This window comes from Psychrobacter nivimaris (assembly GCF_904846365.1).
In the GTDB taxonomy this organism is placed as follows: domain Bacteria; phylum Pseudomonadota; class Gammaproteobacteria; order Pseudomonadales; family Moraxellaceae; genus Psychrobacter; species Psychrobacter nivimaris_B.
Genome location: NZ_CAJHAL010000004.1, coordinates 1 through 16,094 on the forward strand (window position 1 = coordinate 1; position 16,094 = coordinate 16,094).

General features: G+C 43.7%; 28 protein-coding genes. 24 read left to right on the forward strand and 4 right to left on the reverse strand.

Annotation, left to right across the window (positions count from 1 at the left end; genetic code table 11):
* Window positions 1–165 precede the first annotated feature (165 nt).
* The 4 genes from JMX63_RS02880 to JMX63_RS02895 form a co-directional block, all read right to left on the reverse strand.
* Complete coding sequence (locus tag JMX63_RS02880; RefSeq protein ID WP_201570774.1) at window positions 166–381, reverse strand: hypothetical protein; 216 nt, start codon at window positions 379–381, stop codon at window positions 166–168.
* 87 nt (window positions 382–468) lie between these two features.
* Window positions 469–849 (reverse strand): hypothetical protein, encoded by a 381-nt coding sequence (locus JMX63_RS02885; RefSeq protein ID WP_201570776.1) that lies wholly within the window; start codon window positions 847–849, stop codon window positions 469–471.
* Window positions 834–1,127, reverse strand: coding sequence for an excalibur calcium-binding domain-containing protein (locus JMX63_RS14670; RefSeq protein ID WP_201570777.1), 294 nt, complete (start codon window positions 1,125–1,127; stop codon window positions 834–836). The genes JMX63_RS02885 and JMX63_RS14670 overlap by 16 nt, the downstream gene beginning before the upstream one ends.
* Before the next feature lie 138 nt (window positions 1,128–1,265).
* The gene (locus JMX63_RS02895) at window positions 1,266–1,961 is read right to left on the reverse strand and encodes an XRE family transcriptional regulator (RefSeq protein WP_201570778.1); all 696 of its coding nucleotides are present in this window, start codon (window positions 1,959–1,961) and stop codon (window positions 1,266–1,268) included.
* Window positions 1,962–2,077: 116 nt separating this feature from the next.
* Here JMX63_RS02895 and JMX63_RS02900 point away from each other — a divergent pair, with 116 nt between their 5' ends.
* The 24 genes from JMX63_RS02900 to JMX63_RS03015 all read left to right on the forward strand — a co-directional run bounded on the left by JMX63_RS02900 (window position 2,078) and on the right by JMX63_RS03015 (window position 16,092).
* Complete coding sequence (locus tag JMX63_RS02900; protein ID WP_201570782.1) at window positions 2,078–2,287, forward strand: hypothetical protein; 210 nt, start codon at window positions 2,078–2,080, stop codon at window positions 2,285–2,287.
* Window positions 2,288–2,289: 2 nt separating this feature from the next.
* The gene (locus tag JMX63_RS02905) at window positions 2,290–2,679 is read left to right on the forward strand and encodes a hypothetical protein (RefSeq protein ID WP_201570784.1); all 390 of its coding nucleotides are present in this window, start codon (window positions 2,290–2,292) and stop codon (window positions 2,677–2,679) included.
* The gene (locus JMX63_RS02910) at window positions 2,676–2,933 is read left to right on the forward strand and encodes a hypothetical protein (RefSeq protein ID WP_201570786.1); all 258 of its coding nucleotides are present in this window, start codon (window positions 2,676–2,678) and stop codon (window positions 2,931–2,933) included. Before JMX63_RS02905 ends, JMX63_RS02910 begins: the two co-directional genes overlap by 4 nt.
* Window positions 2,930–3,121: a hypothetical protein gene (locus JMX63_RS02915; RefSeq protein ID WP_201570788.1), complete on the forward strand. Its 192-nt coding sequence runs from the start codon at window positions 2,930–2,932 to the stop codon at window positions 3,119–3,121. The genes JMX63_RS02910 and JMX63_RS02915 overlap by 4 nt, the downstream gene beginning before the upstream one ends.
* A 75-nt stretch (window positions 3,122–3,196) precedes the next feature.
* On the forward strand, window positions 3,197–3,667 hold the full coding sequence (locus JMX63_RS02920; RefSeq protein WP_201570794.1) for a Rha family transcriptional regulator: 471 nt from the start codon (window positions 3,197–3,199) through the stop codon (window positions 3,665–3,667).
* A 12-nt stretch (window positions 3,668–3,679) separates the two neighbouring features.
* A complete protein-coding gene (locus tag JMX63_RS02925) occupies window positions 3,680–5,020 on the forward strand; it encodes a DUF1376 domain-containing protein (protein ID WP_201570795.1) in 1,341 nt (446 codons plus the stop codon).
* Window positions 5,017–5,226: a hypothetical protein gene (locus tag JMX63_RS02930; protein WP_201570796.1), complete on the forward strand. Its 210-nt coding sequence runs from the start codon at window positions 5,017–5,019 to the stop codon at window positions 5,224–5,226. Before JMX63_RS02925 ends, JMX63_RS02930 begins: the two co-directional genes overlap by 4 nt.
* On the forward strand, window positions 5,223–5,420 hold the full coding sequence (locus JMX63_RS02935; RefSeq protein WP_201570797.1) for a hypothetical protein: 198 nt from the start codon (window positions 5,223–5,225) through the stop codon (window positions 5,418–5,420). The genes JMX63_RS02930 and JMX63_RS02935 overlap by 4 nt, the downstream gene beginning before the upstream one ends.
* A complete protein-coding gene (locus JMX63_RS02940) occupies window positions 5,420–5,764 on the forward strand; it encodes a DUF1064 domain-containing protein (RefSeq protein ID WP_201570798.1) in 345 nt (114 codons plus the stop codon). The genes JMX63_RS02935 and JMX63_RS02940 overlap by 1 nt, the downstream gene beginning before the upstream one ends.
* Before the next feature lie 25 nt (window positions 5,765–5,789).
* Window positions 5,790–5,951, forward strand: a complete 162-nt coding sequence (locus JMX63_RS02945) for a hypothetical protein (protein ID WP_201570799.1) — start codon at window positions 5,790–5,792, stop codon at window positions 5,949–5,951.
* Window positions 5,948–6,523: a hypothetical protein gene (locus JMX63_RS02950; RefSeq protein WP_201570800.1), complete on the forward strand. Its 576-nt coding sequence runs from the start codon at window positions 5,948–5,950 to the stop codon at window positions 6,521–6,523. The genes JMX63_RS02945 and JMX63_RS02950 overlap by 4 nt, the downstream gene beginning before the upstream one ends.
* Window positions 6,524–6,602: 79 nt before the next feature.
* Entirely contained in the window at window positions 6,603–6,797 is a 195-nt protein-coding gene (locus tag JMX63_RS02955) for a hypothetical protein (protein WP_201570802.1), read from the forward strand.
* A 112-nt stretch (window positions 6,798–6,909) separates the two neighbouring features.
* The gene (locus JMX63_RS02960) at window positions 6,910–7,065 is read left to right on the forward strand and encodes a hypothetical protein (RefSeq protein WP_201570804.1); all 156 of its coding nucleotides are present in this window, start codon (window positions 6,910–6,912) and stop codon (window positions 7,063–7,065) included.
* A gap of 59 nt (window positions 7,066–7,124) precedes the next feature.
* On the forward strand, window positions 7,125–7,688 hold the full coding sequence (locus JMX63_RS02965; protein WP_201570806.1) for a putative metallopeptidase: 564 nt from the start codon (window positions 7,125–7,127) through the stop codon (window positions 7,686–7,688).
* Between the two features lie 32 nt (window positions 7,689–7,720).
* Complete coding sequence (locus tag JMX63_RS02970) at window positions 7,721–8,206, forward strand: DUF2280 domain-containing protein (RefSeq protein WP_201570808.1); 486 nt, start codon at window positions 7,721–7,723, stop codon at window positions 8,204–8,206.
* Entirely contained in the window at window positions 8,206–9,819 is a 1,614-nt protein-coding gene (locus JMX63_RS02975; protein WP_201570810.1) for a terminase, read from the forward strand. Before JMX63_RS02970 ends, JMX63_RS02975 begins: the two co-directional genes overlap by 1 nt.
* On the forward strand, window positions 9,816–11,339 hold the full coding sequence (locus JMX63_RS02980) for a phage portal protein family protein (protein ID WP_201570812.1): 1,524 nt from the start codon (window positions 9,816–9,818) through the stop codon (window positions 11,337–11,339). The genes JMX63_RS02975 and JMX63_RS02980 overlap by 4 nt, the downstream gene beginning before the upstream one ends.
* Window positions 11,340–11,341: 2 nt before the next feature.
* A complete protein-coding gene (locus tag JMX63_RS02985; protein ID WP_201570815.1) occupies window positions 11,342–11,560 on the forward strand; it encodes a hypothetical protein in 219 nt (72 codons plus the stop codon).
* Window positions 11,561–11,578: 18 nt separating this feature from the next.
* On the forward strand, window positions 11,579–12,379 hold the full coding sequence (locus JMX63_RS02990) for a phage head morphogenesis protein (RefSeq protein WP_201570826.1): 801 nt from the start codon (window positions 11,579–11,581) through the stop codon (window positions 12,377–12,379).
* Window positions 12,380–12,622: 243 nt separating this feature from the next.
* Window positions 12,623–13,828, forward strand: coding sequence for a S49 family peptidase (locus JMX63_RS02995; RefSeq protein WP_201570827.1), 1,206 nt, complete (start codon window positions 12,623–12,625; stop codon window positions 13,826–13,828).
* Window positions 13,828–14,208 carry a hypothetical protein gene (locus JMX63_RS03000; RefSeq protein ID WP_201570828.1) on the forward strand — a complete coding sequence of 127 codons (381 nt, stop codon included), beginning with the start codon at window positions 13,828–13,830 and terminating at the stop codon, window positions 14,206–14,208. The genes JMX63_RS02995 and JMX63_RS03000 overlap by 1 nt, the downstream gene beginning before the upstream one ends.
* Before the next feature lie 11 nt (window positions 14,209–14,219).
* Window positions 14,220–15,314 (forward strand): major capsid protein, encoded by a 1,095-nt coding sequence (locus tag JMX63_RS03005; RefSeq protein ID WP_201570836.1) that lies wholly within the window; start codon window positions 14,220–14,222, stop codon window positions 15,312–15,314.
* Between the two features lie 56 nt (window positions 15,315–15,370).
* Complete coding sequence (locus JMX63_RS03010) at window positions 15,371–15,652, forward strand: hypothetical protein (protein ID WP_201570838.1); 282 nt, start codon at window positions 15,371–15,373, stop codon at window positions 15,650–15,652.
* A gap of 2 nt (window positions 15,653–15,654) precedes the next feature.
* Complete coding sequence (locus JMX63_RS03015; protein ID WP_201570840.1) at window positions 15,655–16,092, forward strand: phage protein Gp36 family protein; 438 nt, start codon at window positions 15,655–15,657, stop codon at window positions 16,090–16,092.
* Window positions 16,093–16,094 lie beyond the last annotated feature (2 nt).

Below are 16,094 nucleotides of genomic sequence, written 5' to 3' on the forward strand. Positions count from 1 at the left end.
GAGTATAGTTATCCTCAACTAAAGGCATGTATTCCTCCTCTTCAATATCAACAATACCTAACAATACATTTTGAATCGCAGAACCTTTAGACTCCGCATAACCTTTATGATAACTTCCAATATTATATTGATCACCGTTACCCATATTTTTGTTACTGCGAATATTCATTTTTTTCTGTCCTTAGATTTTCTATCCGTAGATATATTGCTTACATTTCCTCCGATATTAAATTGATTACCATTCCCACTGTTAACATTTTTACTTATATTACCTCCATTTTTTTTGCTAACTACTCTGTTATTTGTAGCTCTTATCCCAAAAAATATAGTAAGAATAATACCAATCACACCTAAAATTATACCTATATCATTTATACTCATGGTTAACACCTTATGCGAAATATACAATACGTATTAAGCTACTAATTTGGACAAATTTTACTAACAAGTTACTTATAATTCGTTACTTCAAACTTCACCACACGCCTTCAACCCAACATCTACAGCCTCGCTCAAGTCCGCATCTTTCTTAATACTGTACGGCACGTTTGGTATCATGCCGTCTTTCTCCAGAGATTTAGCAGCGGCCTTATTAAGCGGCGTACCAATAGATGAGTCTTTACTATAGCCTGCAGGCTCAAAATACACCTCAGTCCCAAATTCTGGATAATAGACACAAGATATTTCACCTGATGTCGTAAACGGGTAGGGTGTATTATGATCAACGGCCCAGAAAACCTCGTGCACCGCAACATCACCAGAGACAAACTGTTGAGCGTAGCTATCATTCTGAGAAGGAGAGCATGCAGCTAACGATAAGGCAGCTATACTGATTAACCACCTGGACATATTGACTCGCATGGAACTCCGTCCTTATCTCTGTCCAGTCTAGTGTTACCACACTCAAGGGCCAGCTTGGCTTGCTCACAATTAGCCATTTGGCCACAGGTGCTAGGTAGGCCTTTGCACTGAGCACCACCAGCACCCTTAGCGAATAGAGGGTGATCCACTTCAACAGATTCCTTCAGAACTGTATTGTTTTGAAATGGATTGTCTATCGTAGTAACGCCGGCATTGGACGATAAAGCGAACACAGATAGTGCCGCGGCTAGTATTAATTTTTTCATTCATCACATCCTTGTGTTATTCGAAATCTACTGCTTCACGATAGACACACCAACCTAATGGTAGCTCATCGACTGGCATAGCGTGTTTCAAGAAGTGGCAAATCCATATGTAAGCCCAGTCATTAGTATCCGACATATTTAACCCGCCCTATACACTTGTCTGCCAGCAATAATTAAGCTCTGGCTATGTTCAGGGGTAACCACTTTGTCTGGATAGGCTTTATTGAAGCTGGTTAATCTATAGGAGCCGCCAGCTTCTCTAAAAATCTGCTTTATCATACGATCACCGTCTAATAAGATTGCGTAGAACTCGCCATCCTTGACCTCTTTATCGGTTACCACAATGCCAACCTCATCTCCATCTTTAATGTAAGGATGATTGCTGTCGTTGATAGCGCAAATTAACTTAAAGTCTTCAGGTCTAATATTTCTATCTTTGAAAAAATCAGGTGGTAACTTTCTATAGCCTTTAATATTTTCAAACTCGCAAGACCCATTACCATCACCACAGCAAAAATAAAGATCGTAGATAGGGATCGAAATTAGATCATCAGAACCGTCATCAGTAGATACGGTTCCCGCTTCCAGTATTTTTGCCAGCTCTTTTTCAGGCTCGGTTGGCAGCATTTCACCTTGGCCTTTAAGAAGCCAATCAGCACTTACACCAGTCACTTTAGAAATATCATACAAACTAGATGAGTCTTTATTCCTACCATTCTCAATATCAGATATAGCGCCCTGCGATGTTTTCACTTTCTTAGCTAATTGTATTTGAGTTAACCCAGCATGTTTACGGGCCTTTTTAACTCTATCCCCAAGTATCTCAATATTCATTTTCAGCACCTCTTATAAATTATCGTAATTATGATACAAATAAATATCGTTTTGACGTTTGATTAAATAACGTAATTACGATATTATATTTTTTATTAAACGTTGGAGCGGTATTTATGACTAATACTATTGATTGGAAAGTCATTGTCCGAGACCTGTTAGAGGGCAGGACGCAGCTAGAATTACAAGATATCACTGGCGTTCATCAAGGCGTTATTAGCGACCTTAAGAGCGGCAAACCTAAACCACACCTTACATATGTCAATGGCGCTGCATTAATAAAAGCTCATCAAGAGCTTTGCCAAGAAAAAACAGAGGAAGCTTAACCATGACCACCAAATCTACAGGTAAATTATCGCGCGAACAGCTTGCATGGTCTTGCAATATGCAAGCTCAAATTCTGCAGGCCATTGATACCACCGGACAACAAGCTGTAGCTAACTGCATCGGTATCGACACAACAGCCATCACAAAAATGAAGTCAATACAGGGCACAGCAAAGCACAGTGACATCGAGCGCCTTTGTCATCTGTTGGCTTCTTGTGGTTTGAAAGTGGTTAGTAAAGATATGCAGTGTTACGACCGTGAGCATGTGAGCTGGTTATATGGAATGGCAAAACTTGGCATGAATCGGTCATTAGATGTTGATGATTTTTTACATGCTGATGCTGCTATGCAAATAGCTGAAGGTACGTATCAGCCAAGAGGTGCTTTATGAACTCAACTGATCAGAAACCCTTCCCATGTGAGCTATGGAACGAGCGTCAAGCCAGTTTAGCCTTAGAGCAGGATTTAGCGCAAACAAGACAAAGCGACTTGCGAGCTGTTAATCGTGAAGCGATACGCAGAGAGGAAGAAGCATCGAAAGATACGAATAGAATTTTTTGGCGTGGTGTTATGCGTTTTATAACTCACATGACTTTGGCAACGATTGTCATCTACACGATAATTCATTTTGCAGGTAAGCCATGAGAGCACGTAACGCAGGTATTAAAAAGCTAATTATCCCAGCGCATTCAAGTTATGCACGAGTCAGTCCAGACCAAGACGCTATCGATGAATATGTCCAGCAGCATGGCGTTAGAGAAGCGGTTAACACAGGCAAGGTATTTATTTTCAATGGTCGGGGTAATAGAACAAAGAGAAAGCCAAGTGCTTAATTTAGGCAATAAAAAACGCCTTATCAGCGTGAACTGATAAAGCGCTACTTACTAACCTAACAAGGATATTAAACCATGAATACAGAATTAGCGCAAACAACAAATTGGGATGTTGGCAGCATGACTCAAATGACAAGTAGAGAAATTGCAGAGCTAACAGGCAAGCAATTACAGCACGTTAATAGAGACGTACTAGCCATGCTTAATGAGCTGAGTTTAGATGCGTCCAGTTTTGGACGTATCTATTTAGACACGCTAAACCGTCAAAAAACAGAATATGTTTTGGATCAAGAACTTACTTTTACCCTAGTCACTGGCTACAGCATCAAACTTAGAAATGCAGTTATTAAAAGATGGTTAGATTTAGAGCATCAAGTGGTATCACTGCAAGCGGAGTTAAATAAGTGGTGTGCAAAAGAAAATTGCGATAAGGCTATTGGCTCGCTACACGGTAAAGGCTTAGCAGAACGCAAAAAGACCAAGCATCTAAATACAACAACCATAGACGGCATTCTAAAGAAGATGCAGCTAAAGCTAGAAGTGTAAAGGAGCAGTGTAATGCACTACATCAATCACAACTTCACAGATTGGGATTTTGATACCAAACACATGAACCGCATCGAGAAAACCATTTATCTTGATTTGCGGTCTCTTTATTTCTCTACTGAGAAAGCAATTGATGCTAGCGACATGAAATTACTTGAGCGCAGAACGTTAGTTACTAACGAAGACGAAAAGCAAGCGTTAGCGTTTGTGCTAAAAGACAAATTCAAAAAGACAGGTAAGTTTTATAAGTGTGCAGCTTGGGACAAGATCATCAAAGATTACAAGTATCAAGAGGTGGTAACGGCTGTAGGAGATATGGCCAAGCGATTAAAAGCCAATGGTGAAGCTATTCAAGCAGATACGGGCACCGTCGCTATCAGAGAGCTTTATATAAAAAGCTTCGGTCATGACAAACTAACGCGCATTACTAACGGCACTAACGCTGATACTAACGAAACGACTAACGATACTAACGAAAGAACTAACGCCCTTACTAACGCAGAACGACAAGCGAAATCTACAGCAGAGCGTAAACATATGGTTGATAGCCTTAAAAGTATCGGAAAATCAGTAACCCTCAGGACAAGCATAGCAACGCTTAGAGAGTTATATGCTGATAATTTTAATAATGATGATGTTAGCAAAAACACTAACGAAGTAACTAACGCTAACGGCACTAACGCTGATACTAACGAAACGACTAACGATACTAACGCGAAAAAAGACGCTATAACCAATAACCATAAACCATTAACCATAAACCAAGAACCAAAGAATAGTAATAATAATAGCGCGAGTGATTTTTCAGTGATTGATTCGATTGCAGATTGGGTTCATCCAGAGCTTACTGAAATTAATGCCATGCTCATGCTAGGAGCACCACCAGTACCAGCCATCAGTCAAGCAGACTACGATTATCAATTGAAAAAATTCAAAAACTACTACGCTGAGGAAGAGCAAAAGGGTTCATACATCAGGACTGAGGGCAGACGCAAGGATGTGCTCACGGATTGGATCAAGCGCGATTACATACGTCAGCAGAAAATTAAAGCTCAGTCACAGCCAGCTAGATTCAACATCGACAATGAAGATTGGAGCGGTACGACTGCTAGCAAATCAGAAGGCCATGACAGTGATCTGCCAGCCGTTTACCACCCTAGTCACAGCAAACCAGCAACTCAAGCCAAACGTGATGCCAAAGTGTCGGTCGTAGTGAATGGTCTTTGGAAAGAGCCATTGCCCGGTATGAGTGTGCAGCAGACATACGATCATATCAGCCAGCAGCATATGCCAGGCGAAATGCAAGATGAAACTTACGACAGGTTGTTAAATCAAATGCAGGAGGCGGTATGAGCATCAATAATCTAGTCATAGTGCTGATGGTTACCTACTTCCTTTGCGCTTACTTCGTCGCTTATAAATTTACGAGACTGGTCTGTGTGGCTGAGAACGTAAGTTACGGATTCAAAATCAAGTGGTATCACAAGGCAGCAAGCACCTATGTTTTGGCGTTACCGGTATTTCTAATCTTAGTTTATCTCATTGGCGAGTGGCTATGAAAACCACAAAAGGGTACAGCGTCGCAGGTCTGCAAACTGCCTATCATCCCAAAGAGAATGTATATCGCGGCTGGTCGGGCAGGTTGAGAGTAGTTGATGGGGATCCGTACCACGATGAATATGTGAAGTGGAATAGCGACGGAACAGCGTTTAAGCATGAATATGGCGATATTAATTTAAAGGATGGTAAGTGATGAGAAAAAGCATACAAGCATTAGGGCGAATGAAGTCAGGACAAATGAATGGTACTGAGAAGGCCTACGCACAGCATTTGGAGCTGCTAAAACGAGCAGGTGAGATCGCTTATTACTCTTTTGACAACATCAACCTACGGCTAGCAGACAACACGTTTTATAAGCCAGACTTCTTGGTCATGCGCTCAGATGGCCAATTGGAAATACACGAAGTGAAAGGGCAGTGGACTGATGACGCTTTAGTGAAAATCAAAGTCGCTGCTGACAAGTTCCCGTTCAAGTTCATTGCAATCATGAAGCAGACCAAAAGGAACGGCGGTGGTTGGGATATTCGAGATTTCTAACGTATAGAAAATTATAGGTGCAGCCATGATTAGCAAAGACCAAATCTATATCAACAATGAGACAGGGCAGCGCGTCTTAGTGCTACGAGTTGATGATCACTACGTGCATTACCAGCAAGACGGTTTTATCAAGCCGTTATTCAAATATGAGTTTTTAGAGCAGTTTACATTGGAGTGCACCGCATGAATAAAATATTGAGTCAACGATTTGCTACCAGCCCACGCTTAGAATTGCAGCACGGCGATTGGTTAAAGCAAGGTATGGGTGCCAAGACAGTTAAGTTTGATATTGGTCAGGGTGGTTTGCCTCCTGAAGTAAATTGGGAAGATAAGGCTGCTGCTATTGGATTGATCAAGAGCAGAACGGGCAGAGCGCTTGCTTCACTCTTATTGTGGGGCAACAACGACCAATGGGAGTGGTCAGAATCGTTCGACATGGTGGTTAATCACTTAGCAGCCAATATGATCAAATATTGTGTAGATGATGGTAGAGGCGCACCAAAGAGCAAGTACACGCTTAATGAGCTGGCATACAAGATGGCTCGTATGACGTTGCACTTTGAACTATACAACCTGTGGCCACTGTATTCAGTCGAGGGCCGCTTACTCTTTAGTGGTATCAATATGTCGGCGAGCTCATACAGTCAGATATGGTCCAAGTATCAAGAGAAGATGCTGCATGATCTTGATTACCTGATAGGGTTTATTAATCAAGACGTAGATAATTATCGGCATAACTTGACCCTTGCTAACAGTTGATGCTATATTTCGTAGTATGGCGAATGCCAACCAAATTTAGGGTGTTTCGATGATAAAGCGTATAGTTGAGCGATATTGTTTGAAACAACTTGGATTAATCACTCGATTGCAAGAAGAAAGCAACGAGAAGATGTCCGCAGATCCTACCTATGTCGAAAGCTACGGTTACCACAAGCAAAAACGCTCACTGGTAATAGCAGCGACAAAATATAATACAGCTATCGATTTATTCTTGAAAGATTCAGAGTTTAAGAAAATAGAAATAGAGTTGTAGCAATAGGCCTTATCTAACTGATAAGGCTTTTTTTTGTGCCCATGATTTGCCCGAATATGTGATTTTCCATATCGGGCTTTTTTACGTCTACGATTTAGCAGGGATGCTAACCATGTGCGATCTAACCAACCAACAAGCTTATGATTATTATCATGAGGTAACCGAGTCGTGCGCCAAAGCTTATTGGCTACAGTTTCTACGAGACAGAGCAAATAGAGGCGTAGAAGGCGCCCAAGGTTTTGTAGATAAGATTGAGTTTTGTAATTAACCCTTTTGCCTCCCTTGATTGGACGAGGCATTTTTTATGCACGCTAATTGGAGGTGAGCATGTTAAAGAGACCGGTGCCACCAACTAATGACTTGCGACCGCTAATGGCAGCCCCTGAAATACATGAATGGCTACACGCAACCATACTTAATCCTGATCATGAGTGGTTTAACGAAGACCATCGACATCTAATGGAATACTCAGTAAATGAAATAGCGTTTATGTGGGCTCAAGGTGAATACGTGAAAGCTGGCAAACAGATATTAGGCCAGTGCGAAAAGGTCATGATGATGGCTGGTGGTTGGAAAAAGACACGTCAGGAAATGTGGTTTGAAGATACCTTGGGTGATGTGCCTGAATACTTGGTGACACTTGATGCTAATTATTGCCGAGATTGTACAGACTCTGAGTTTGCCGCACTAGTTGAGCATGAGATTTACCACATGAGACATAAACCAGATATGTTTGGTGACCCATCATTCAAAGCAGACGGTAGACCACAGCTCGAATTGATTGCTCATGACGTTGAGGAGTTCTTTGGAGTCGTCAGACGATATGGCGGTGATGAAGCGGTTATACGCATGGCTAAACTGCAAGACTGTGAGCCGCAAATAAAATACTAATTAGGTATACCTAGGGATACGAAAGGACAAATATGGCGACTCTTAACAATGGGGTTAAGACCTTTATTGTACAAGGGCTTGCTACCTATATGACCCCCTCAGAAGTAGCAGAAGCTGTAAACCAAGAATTTGGCATCACTATTACACGTCAACAAGTAGCAAAATACGATCCTTATAAGGCGGCAGGAATAAACCTTGCTAAAAAGTGGAAGGACCTATTCAAGCAATTCCGTGATGACTTTAATAACGATATTCAGGCGATACCTATCGCTAACAAAGCCTATAGATTGAACATGCTTGACCGTATGGCGCGTGATGCTGAGAAGTCAAAGAACAGGCCACTTGCGGCAGCACTAGCAGAACAGGCAGCCAAAGAAGTTGGTGAGGTCTATACCAACAAGCAAAAGGTGGATAACACCTCTAGTGACAAAAGCATGGGTAATACTACTGTCAACAACTTCAACGGTGACGCTCAAGCAGCAAGCCAAGCGTATCAGGATATTATGGGTGGTAAATAATGCCTATCCCTTTTGCATTTGATTTTAAGAATCCTGATTACGCACAGGTGTTTGAATGGCGTATTGAGCGACTACAGCGTATTAGACAAAATCCTGAGTCACTGGCCGCGCTAAAAGCGTTCTACAAAGACAATCCAGCTCAATTTATTATCGATTGGGGTGTGACTTACGATCCACGTAATATTGAGCGCGGCTTGCCGTCATACATACCGTTTTTGTTATTCCCAAAGCAAGAAGAGTGGATTCATTGGCTGATGGACGGTTGGAAGTTGCAAAAACCGTCCATTACGGAGAAGACGCGGGATATGGGTATGTCTTGGCTCATGATGGGCTTGTCATGCTCGCTAGGCTTACATAATCACGGCTTGTCTGTCGGTGTCGGTAGCCGTAAAGAAGAATACGTTGACCTGATTGGCAGTCCTAAAGCCTTGTTTGAAAAAGGCCGTATGTTTTTGAGTGGCCTGCCTCCTGAGTTTCGTGGCGGTTGGATTAGAGAAAAGCATAGCCCCTTTAAGCGCATTATATTACCTGAAACGGGTAGTGTGATTACTGGCGAGGCAGGTGACGGTATTGGTCGTGGTGATAGGGCCTCATTGTATTTTGTTGATGAGGCTGCCTTCTTGGAGCGTCCGCACTTGGTTGATGCGTCACTGTCAGCTACCACTAATAGTCGTAATGATATATCTACGCCTAATGGTATGAGCAATTCATTCGCACAGCGTCGCCATGGTGGGCGTATTCGTGTGTTTACCTTTCATTGGCGCGATGATCCACGCAAAGACGATGTCTGGTACAACAAACAGCTAGATGAGCTAGATGCGGTCACAGTTGCTCAAGAGATTGATATTGACTATTCAGCTTCGGTTGAAGGGGTGTTAATACCGTCGGCATGGGTACAGTCTGCTATTGATGCTCATAAAAAGTTGGGTATCTCTATCAGCGGCAGCAAGATTATGGCGCTCGATGTAGCCGATGAAGGTATTGATAAAAACTCTATTGCCGGTCGTCATGGCGTATTGCTTAATCATTTAGATACATGGAGTGGTAAAGGTTCAGATATTTTTGCCACGTCTAAAAAAGCAGTTGAGGCAACCGCTGACAGTCAATCAGAATACTTTTTGTATGATGCCGATGGTTTGGGTGCAGGTGTCAAAGGTGATGCCAGGGTAGTGAATGAGCAACGATTAGGATTGCCTGATGTTGATGCTCACCCTTTCCGTGGTTCGGCTGGTATCTATAAGCCGGAGCGTGAAGATATCATCGGCAAGAAAAACAGCGACGCTTTTGATAACTTCAAAGCTCAAGCAGGGTGGGCATTACGCAAGCGCTTCTTATTGACACATAGGGCGGTCGCTAAAGGTATGGACTTTGACCCAAGCGATATCATCAGTATTGATAGTACGCTTGAAGAGTTGTCGACTTTGACTACCGAGCTTTCACAGCCGACCTACTCAAAAAATAACGCAGGCAAAATACTGATCAACAAAAAACCAAAGGGCACGCCATCGCCTAACCGTTTTGATGCGGTGATGATGGTGTTTGCTGACAACATGGTTGAGAAGAAATCCAATAAACGACATAGAGCCACTGCTGGCAAACGGACGTATAGATGAATGATATAACTGAAAAGCCGCGTTACCGTGTCACAGCAGGTAAGGCACTAAGCCAAGAGCAAGCAACTGACCTACGTGGTAAGACCTTTTACCGTTACCTGATCCGTACTGATACTGACGAGATTCTTAAAAAGGCGGGTATCAGTCGTCATGCGCTAAAGACATTGCTTACCGATCCTGATATTGACCAAGCGATTGACAGACGTGAAGAAGAGTTAGGCAGTGCGACTTATACGATTACACCAAGTGAGGGTGTTGTTGCTGATTTTGTCTATGAGCAGTTAGACCTGCATCTTGAGACGATATTACAAGGCTCATCGCTTAGTAAGTGGTACGGCTATGATGTGATTGAAATGCTATGGGGCAAAGATAGCAATGGGCGTAATGCAGTTACTTCCATGATGTCAAAACCTATTCAATGGTTTGAGCCGTTATCAGGTGGTGCTCTGCAATGGTTTCCGAACGATGGTAGTCAGCCGATCATGATTAGTGATCAAGCTGACTTTTACTATCGCTATCTATACCAGCAGCACAAGCCGACATATCTAAACCCTAAAGGCAAATCATTATTAAGCCGCGTGTACTGGCTGCATTACTTTAAAACCAATGGCTGGCGTTTTTGGTCTAAGTTCTTGGAGCGTTTCGGTTCACCCTTGCTGATTGGTAAGACTGACGCAAGCAGTGATGCTGACGCCCAGGACTTTGCTAATGCACTACTAGCAGCGCATAACTCAGGCGTCGTGACTATCGGCGTTGATGAGGATGTGACGGCGGTAACTGGTGGCAGTAACGGTGAAGCGTTTGTTAGCTATGACTCAGTGGTTAAGCAGAGTATTACGACTTACTTGCTAGGTCAGACGCTTACCAGTGGTACGGATAAAGGCGGCACTTACGGCCAAGGCGTAGTACATCAAGAGCAGCAAGAGATTATCTTTAGCAGCGACCGTAAGCATGCGCTTAAAGCCGTCCAACGATTCATCGATGTTATCTGTACCGCTAATGGGTTTGAAGCGCCTGAGTTTAAGTGGGTGGCTAAGAAGTTCATCAACCAAGAGCAGTTAGACGCAGATAAAAAAGCGCATGAGATGGGTGTTCGCTTCACCAAGTCTTATTTTGTAGACGAGCATGGCTATAACGAGCAGCATATCTCACACATGTATTATGGCGACGGTCAAGGCGCTATCAAGTTGCCAACGTCAGCACAAGCCAATCGTTATACGTCAATGGCTAGCAAAACATGGCTGCCATTTAAAGCAGCTGACGATGACAGTGAATTTACTGATGAACAGCAAGAGCTTGAACAGGTCGCAGACGATGCGCTTGAATTGAGCGTACAGCCGTTTGATGTGAATAAGGTGCTAACTGCTATTGAGCTTGCAACGGACGCTGACAGCTTACGTGAGGCGCTATTTAATATGGTCGGTGATAGCTTGGCTCAAAGTGAGTTTACACAGCTTGTCAATACAGCATTGGCGGTTGCTGATGTGCATGGTTTTGCTGATGAATCGAGTGAGGTTTGATTATGAATGATGTTGATTTTGATTACGACAAATGTCGTGATGATATTTTTGAGCAAGGCGAATTTGTTGTTGCTTTGGATATTCCAAAAATACAAGCAAACGCCCTATGTATGGCACTAACATCAAAGAGCGAGACTTACGATTTTGATTGGCAGTATACAGCAGGTAGAGTCTGTATCAGACAATTAAAGCGTAGGAAGCCAGTTAAAGATAAGACTTAAAAACTAAGCGAGTAACCAATGGCAACGACAACAGCAGGATTTGACGTACAGTTTATCGAAGCTATTGCTTACGCTTTGAATCGTGAGGTGGTTTTGCCTGATGATTATTATTTACGCATGACACCGATACAACGTCAGCAAGCGGTATCTATTGCAGGACTAGGGCAGACTGAGCAGATTAAGCACGTCATGGGCTTGGTTAATGACCAACTCGATAGTGGTGGCACGTTTGCAGACTTTCAGAACGCTGTGAAAAAAGGTGATATTGATATTAATCTACCAAGGCATCGGCTAGATAATATTTTTAGAACGAATATTCAAGGCGCTTATGGTCGTGGTCGTTGGTACCAGCAGCAACAGAATAAAGATGAACGACCTTATTTGATGCGCGATGGCATCAATGATGTTCGACAGCGCCCAGCGCACAAGATACTTGATGGTGTGGTCAGACATATTGATGATCCGTTCTGGCAACAGCACTATGCTCCATCGGGCTATCGCTGCCGGTGCGTTTGTCGTTCACTCACTAAGTCACAAGCTGAAGCAAAAGGCATTACCGATGATGGTGACCTGCCAAGCGTGCCGAATGATAAAGGTTGGATTGGCGGCACACCTGCACAGTACACAGGCAACATGAACAAGCTAGTCAACGACAAGATAGCTGAACTCGCTATCACGTACTACAAGCAGTCAGATGCAATATTGGCAGCAAGACAGCGTATTGAGGCGGCAATTACAGTGATGTTGGCACAGCCAGTACCAGAGCTTGCTTTGATGATTGATGAAGCTAAAGAGTTGATTGAGGAAGAGAGCGGATGAATAAATCACGAATACTCAGAGCTGTTGTGCTGATAGCTGATATAGCGATGACCATCTACACCAAGCGCAAGAAACAAAAACAAGACCGCCGATAAGGGCGGTTTTTTAATGGGCGATGACATGAACATTACGGTAACTATTAGCCAGTCTGTTCATGACGAGGCTGAAAGGCAAAAGGCCGCTGGCTATCAGCCTCACTATTTACAGCCGAAACCCAAAAACCCGCCTAAGAAAAGGTGAAATATGAACTTACAAGCAAAGATTAAGCGCGATATTGATAGTCATGCGCTCATGAGCTGCACAGGGCTTGAGCATCAGCTTGCGTCTATCGATTTCAAGGCGCTATCACGCTATGACGACGATGATAGTGAGGCGACTTATACGGTTGAGAATGGCGTGGCGACTATTGATGTACGAGGCCTGCTGGTACCTGAAACGTCGAGTGATTATCGCTCATGGGGCGTGACAGGCTATGCAAACTTAGCGGATTACATTCAGCAAGCCAACGATGATTACACAGTGACTAGTATTGTCTTAGACATTGATAGTGGCGGTGGTTATGTCGCAGGACTTGACGGCATCACTGAGACTATCTACCAGTCTACAAAGCCGATTGAAACGTTTGTCAGTGGTGACATGTATTCAGCTGCTTACTGGTTGGGTGCTAGCACAAGCAAGGTTACAGCGTCTAAGCAATCAGGCATTGGTAGCATCGGTGTTTATGTGGTCCACACCGAAGAGAGTGGATGGCTTGAGCGCTATGGCGAAAAGGTTTCATTGTTCCGATCAGGCAAGTGGAAGGCCGCGTTCAACTCATTTATGCCACTGACCGACGATGAAAAGCAGCGCCTACAAGAAGGCGTCGATGAATCAGCTAGTGTCTTTTTTAATCATGTAGCAGCACAGCGTAATGTTGATGCTAAAACAGTCAAAGGCTGGGAAGGTGATGTGTTCACCGCCGTTAAAGCCAAAGAATTAGGTCTAATTGATGCAATTGCCGATAGCGTAGCAGTGTCAAGCAGCACCAATCAGAGCAATACAAATCCAAAAACCGAGGGGGAATCAATGGATTTACAAGAGGCGCAAGCCAAAATTAAAGAGCTAGAGGCATCCGAGGCCAAAGCTGTACAAGAAGCTGCTGACGCAAAAGCTAATGCACTTGCTGCACAGAATAAATTAGCAGAGTCGCAAGCATCAACACGCCAAGCCGCTATCGATAAGCTAGCCGCCGATACTGGTCGTGAGTTTACAGACGAGCAAGTAACTGCGTTTAAAGCGATGGACGACGCACAGTTTGCTGTTGCAGAGTTTATGGCTCAACCAGTTACACCTAAAGCGCCTGAGCTACCAGGTGGTTTGGATAAAGCGCAAGCAACCAATGGCCGTGAAGGTGGTGAAAGTAAAATTCTAGCAGCTGTTGAGGCAGCTAAAGCACAAGGAGCTAAATAATGGTTGATTTCAACTATACAACTGAGCAGCCGTTGACGGTCGATGTTGCACCTATCACTGATAGCGTCGTACCTACAACTGGTACTGCATACAAGCGCGGTGACTTACTGGTGATTGCTGCTGGCACCAACGTAGCGACTCACAGTGATGCATCAACAGGCGCACAAGCTGATTGGCATGTTATCTGCCTAGCTGACGTAACTGCTGAGCAGGCAACTGCCAAGATTGCCGCGGGTGTTGAGCTGCCTGTCTATGTTGCAGGTAAGTTTGATGTTGCGGAAGTCAAGCTGAACGGCGTGGCACTCGATGCGACTCAGAAACTAGCGGCGCGTGCATACGCTAATCGCTCAACTAAAATCACGCTTAGCGTAGTTAAATAAGGACTTAATGTATGGCTACTTTTAATATTGAAGGCGCTGAGATTGATACAGCCTCTTTTGAAGAACTTGCTGCAGTTTACGACCTAAGCAAGCCAGTTGATACTTTTTTTCGTGATCGTTACTTTGGCAACCCAATTTATCTAAATAATGAAGATAAGGTGCCTGTAGGTGATATCAAAACTTATATTCCGCTTGCGCCAGCTGTACTGCCAACCGCGCAAGGCCGCGTGATTAAAGATAAAGTCGAACTAAACGTCAGTTATATCCCCGCACCTTATTTTAAACCAGCGTGTGTTGTTGAACCACTGAGCAAGATTGACGCCAAAATGCAAAAGTTATTGCAAAGTATGCGCGTTATTGCTGCCAATGCCGCTGGTGTACCACCAACCATGCAAGATGAGTGGGAAATGGCAGCAGCAACATCGTACTGGGCCATTCGCCAGTCATTAACAGCACGTATCACTATGATGTGCCGTGATGCACTGCTGTACGGTAAAGTTGTTGTAGAAGGCGATGACAATGCGGGTGTGACCGTTGATTTTGGCCGCCATGATGACTTGACGTTTAGCCCGCTTATTGCTTGGGATCAAACAGGCGCAACTCCTTACCAAGACATCCGCACCATTGTTAAAAACTTGGTCAAGCATGGTAAGCGCCGTCCAGTTGACGCTCAAATGTCTAGCCGCGTGTTTGATGCAATGACTGACGATAAAGAGTTTAACGACAAATTCACCGCATCAAAAGACACCAATGCGACCCGCGTGTTTGATGGTGGTTTTGGTGGTGAAACCACAGCAACATTACGAGGTACTGTGGACGGCATCAATTTTTGGACGTATGACGCTGAGTTTGAGAAAGAAGATGGTACGAGCGAATTGATGATTCCAGAAGATGGTTTTTGGCTTATCTCTGAGCTAAACAATCCGCTTTACTATTGCATGATTAAGCATCGCAAGAACCCTGCTAAATTAGCAATGGAATTGATGCCGTACCATGTATTTAGTGATGATCCATCGGTCGATAAGTTTATTGCTGACTCAAGCCCTCTGCCTGTACCAATCAATAAAAATGGTGCGTGTGGCGGTACTGGTTTTATCACTCTTTAATATCAACTAACTTTAATTGCCCTGTTTAATCGCAGGGCTTTTTTTTGGAGCAAATTATGTCTAAGTATATTGCAAAACAATCGGTAGGCCGTTTTAAGACTGGTGAAGTGGTTGAAGGCTTGACCGAAAAGCGTGCCAAATTCTTACTTGAACAAGGCGCCATCGTAGAAGCTGAAGCCGTTGAAGGCGAAGATGTTGATACTGGCGAAGGTGGTGAAGTGGTCGAGCTCGATACACTTACCAACAAAGAGCTAAAAGCTTTACTTGATGAAGAAGGTATCGAGTACAACGACTCAGATACCAAAGCTGAGCTAATCGCACGCTTTCCGAAGGACTGATTATGTACGCGACTCGTGATGATTTGATTGGTCACTTTAGTGAGTTAGAAATTGGTCAGCTTGAGTCGTTGCATGAAGACCCTTTAGCTGCAACCGCTAAAGCACTAAAAAGCGCAAGTGGCAAAATGGATAGTTTCTTGTCTACTCGATATAACACGCCCATCGCTAAAACGGATAACTTGGAGCTCGTTTGCTGCAATATCGCAAGATACTTGCTGTATAAGAACGACGCAACAGGCGAACCAGAAGACCGCTATAAAGAAGAGATTGCTTGGCTAAAGGATGTTAGTGCTGGTCGCGCAAATGTCACGTTCGCTGAGCAACTAAGCGCCACTGAGCAGCAAAGCACTTATGTTAAGCCTGCTGTGCCGATTGGCAGTAGTTACCCTGGTCAAGTATTCGGTGATGACGTTTTTGCCAAGATGCCTAATGTGAGGTGACT

Coding starts and splice junctions, on each gene's coding strand:
- JMX63_RS02880 (WP_201570774.1), bottom strand. CDS start 381: ATGAGTATAAATGATATAGGTATAATTTTAGGTGTGATTGGTATTATT.
- JMX63_RS02885 (WP_201570776.1), bottom strand. CDS start 849: ATGTCCAGGTGGTTAATCAGTATAGCTGCCTTATCGTTAGCTGCATGC.
- JMX63_RS14670 (WP_201570777.1), bottom strand. CDS start 1,127: ATGAAAAAATTAATACTAGCCGCGGCACTATCTGTGTTCGCTTTATCG.
- JMX63_RS02895 (WP_201570778.1), bottom strand. CDS start 1,961: ATGAATATTGAGATACTTGGGGATAGAGTTAAAAAGGCCCGTAAACAT.
- JMX63_RS02900 (WP_201570782.1), top strand. CDS start 2,078: ATGACTAATACTATTGATTGGAAAGTCATTGTCCGAGACCTGTTAGAG.
- JMX63_RS02905 (WP_201570784.1), top strand. CDS start 2,290: ATGACCACCAAATCTACAGGTAAATTATCGCGCGAACAGCTTGCATGG.
- JMX63_RS02910 (WP_201570786.1), top strand. CDS start 2,676: ATGAACTCAACTGATCAGAAACCCTTCCCATGTGAGCTATGGAACGAG.
- JMX63_RS02915 (WP_201570788.1), top strand. CDS start 2,930: ATGAGAGCACGTAACGCAGGTATTAAAAAGCTAATTATCCCAGCGCAT.
- JMX63_RS02920 (WP_201570794.1), top strand. CDS start 3,197: ATGAATACAGAATTAGCGCAAACAACAAATTGGGATGTTGGCAGCATG.
- JMX63_RS02925 (WP_201570795.1), top strand. CDS start 3,680: ATGCACTACATCAATCACAACTTCACAGATTGGGATTTTGATACCAAA.
- JMX63_RS02930 (WP_201570796.1), top strand. CDS start 5,017: ATGAGCATCAATAATCTAGTCATAGTGCTGATGGTTACCTACTTCCTT.
- JMX63_RS02935 (WP_201570797.1), top strand. CDS start 5,223: ATGAAAACCACAAAAGGGTACAGCGTCGCAGGTCTGCAAACTGCCTAT.
- JMX63_RS02940 (WP_201570798.1), top strand. CDS start 5,420: ATGAGAAAAAGCATACAAGCATTAGGGCGAATGAAGTCAGGACAAATG.
- JMX63_RS02945 (WP_201570799.1), top strand. CDS start 5,790: ATGATTAGCAAAGACCAAATCTATATCAACAATGAGACAGGGCAGCGC.
- JMX63_RS02950 (WP_201570800.1), top strand. CDS start 5,948: ATGAATAAAATATTGAGTCAACGATTTGCTACCAGCCCACGCTTAGAA.
- JMX63_RS02960 (WP_201570804.1), top strand. CDS start 6,910: ATGTGCGATCTAACCAACCAACAAGCTTATGATTATTATCATGAGGTA.
- JMX63_RS02965 (WP_201570806.1), top strand. CDS start 7,125: ATGTTAAAGAGACCGGTGCCACCAACTAATGACTTGCGACCGCTAATG.
- JMX63_RS02970 (WP_201570808.1), top strand. CDS start 7,721: ATGGCGACTCTTAACAATGGGGTTAAGACCTTTATTGTACAAGGGCTT.
- JMX63_RS02975 (WP_201570810.1), top strand. CDS start 8,206: ATGCCTATCCCTTTTGCATTTGATTTTAAGAATCCTGATTACGCACAG.
- JMX63_RS02980 (WP_201570812.1), top strand. CDS start 9,816: ATGAATGATATAACTGAAAAGCCGCGTTACCGTGTCACAGCAGGTAAG.
- JMX63_RS02985 (WP_201570815.1), top strand. CDS start 11,342: ATGAATGATGTTGATTTTGATTACGACAAATGTCGTGATGATATTTTT.
- JMX63_RS02990 (WP_201570826.1), top strand. CDS start 11,579: ATGGCAACGACAACAGCAGGATTTGACGTACAGTTTATCGAAGCTATT.
- JMX63_RS02995 (WP_201570827.1), top strand. CDS start 12,623: ATGAACTTACAAGCAAAGATTAAGCGCGATATTGATAGTCATGCGCTC.
- JMX63_RS03000 (WP_201570828.1), top strand. CDS start 13,828: ATGGTTGATTTCAACTATACAACTGAGCAGCCGTTGACGGTCGATGTT.
- JMX63_RS03005 (WP_201570836.1), top strand. CDS start 14,220: ATGGCTACTTTTAATATTGAAGGCGCTGAGATTGATACAGCCTCTTTT.
- JMX63_RS03010 (WP_201570838.1), top strand. CDS start 15,371: ATGTCTAAGTATATTGCAAAACAATCGGTAGGCCGTTTTAAGACTGGT.
- JMX63_RS03015 (WP_201570840.1), top strand. CDS start 15,655: ATGTACGCGACTCGTGATGATTTGATTGGTCACTTTAGTGAGTTAGAA.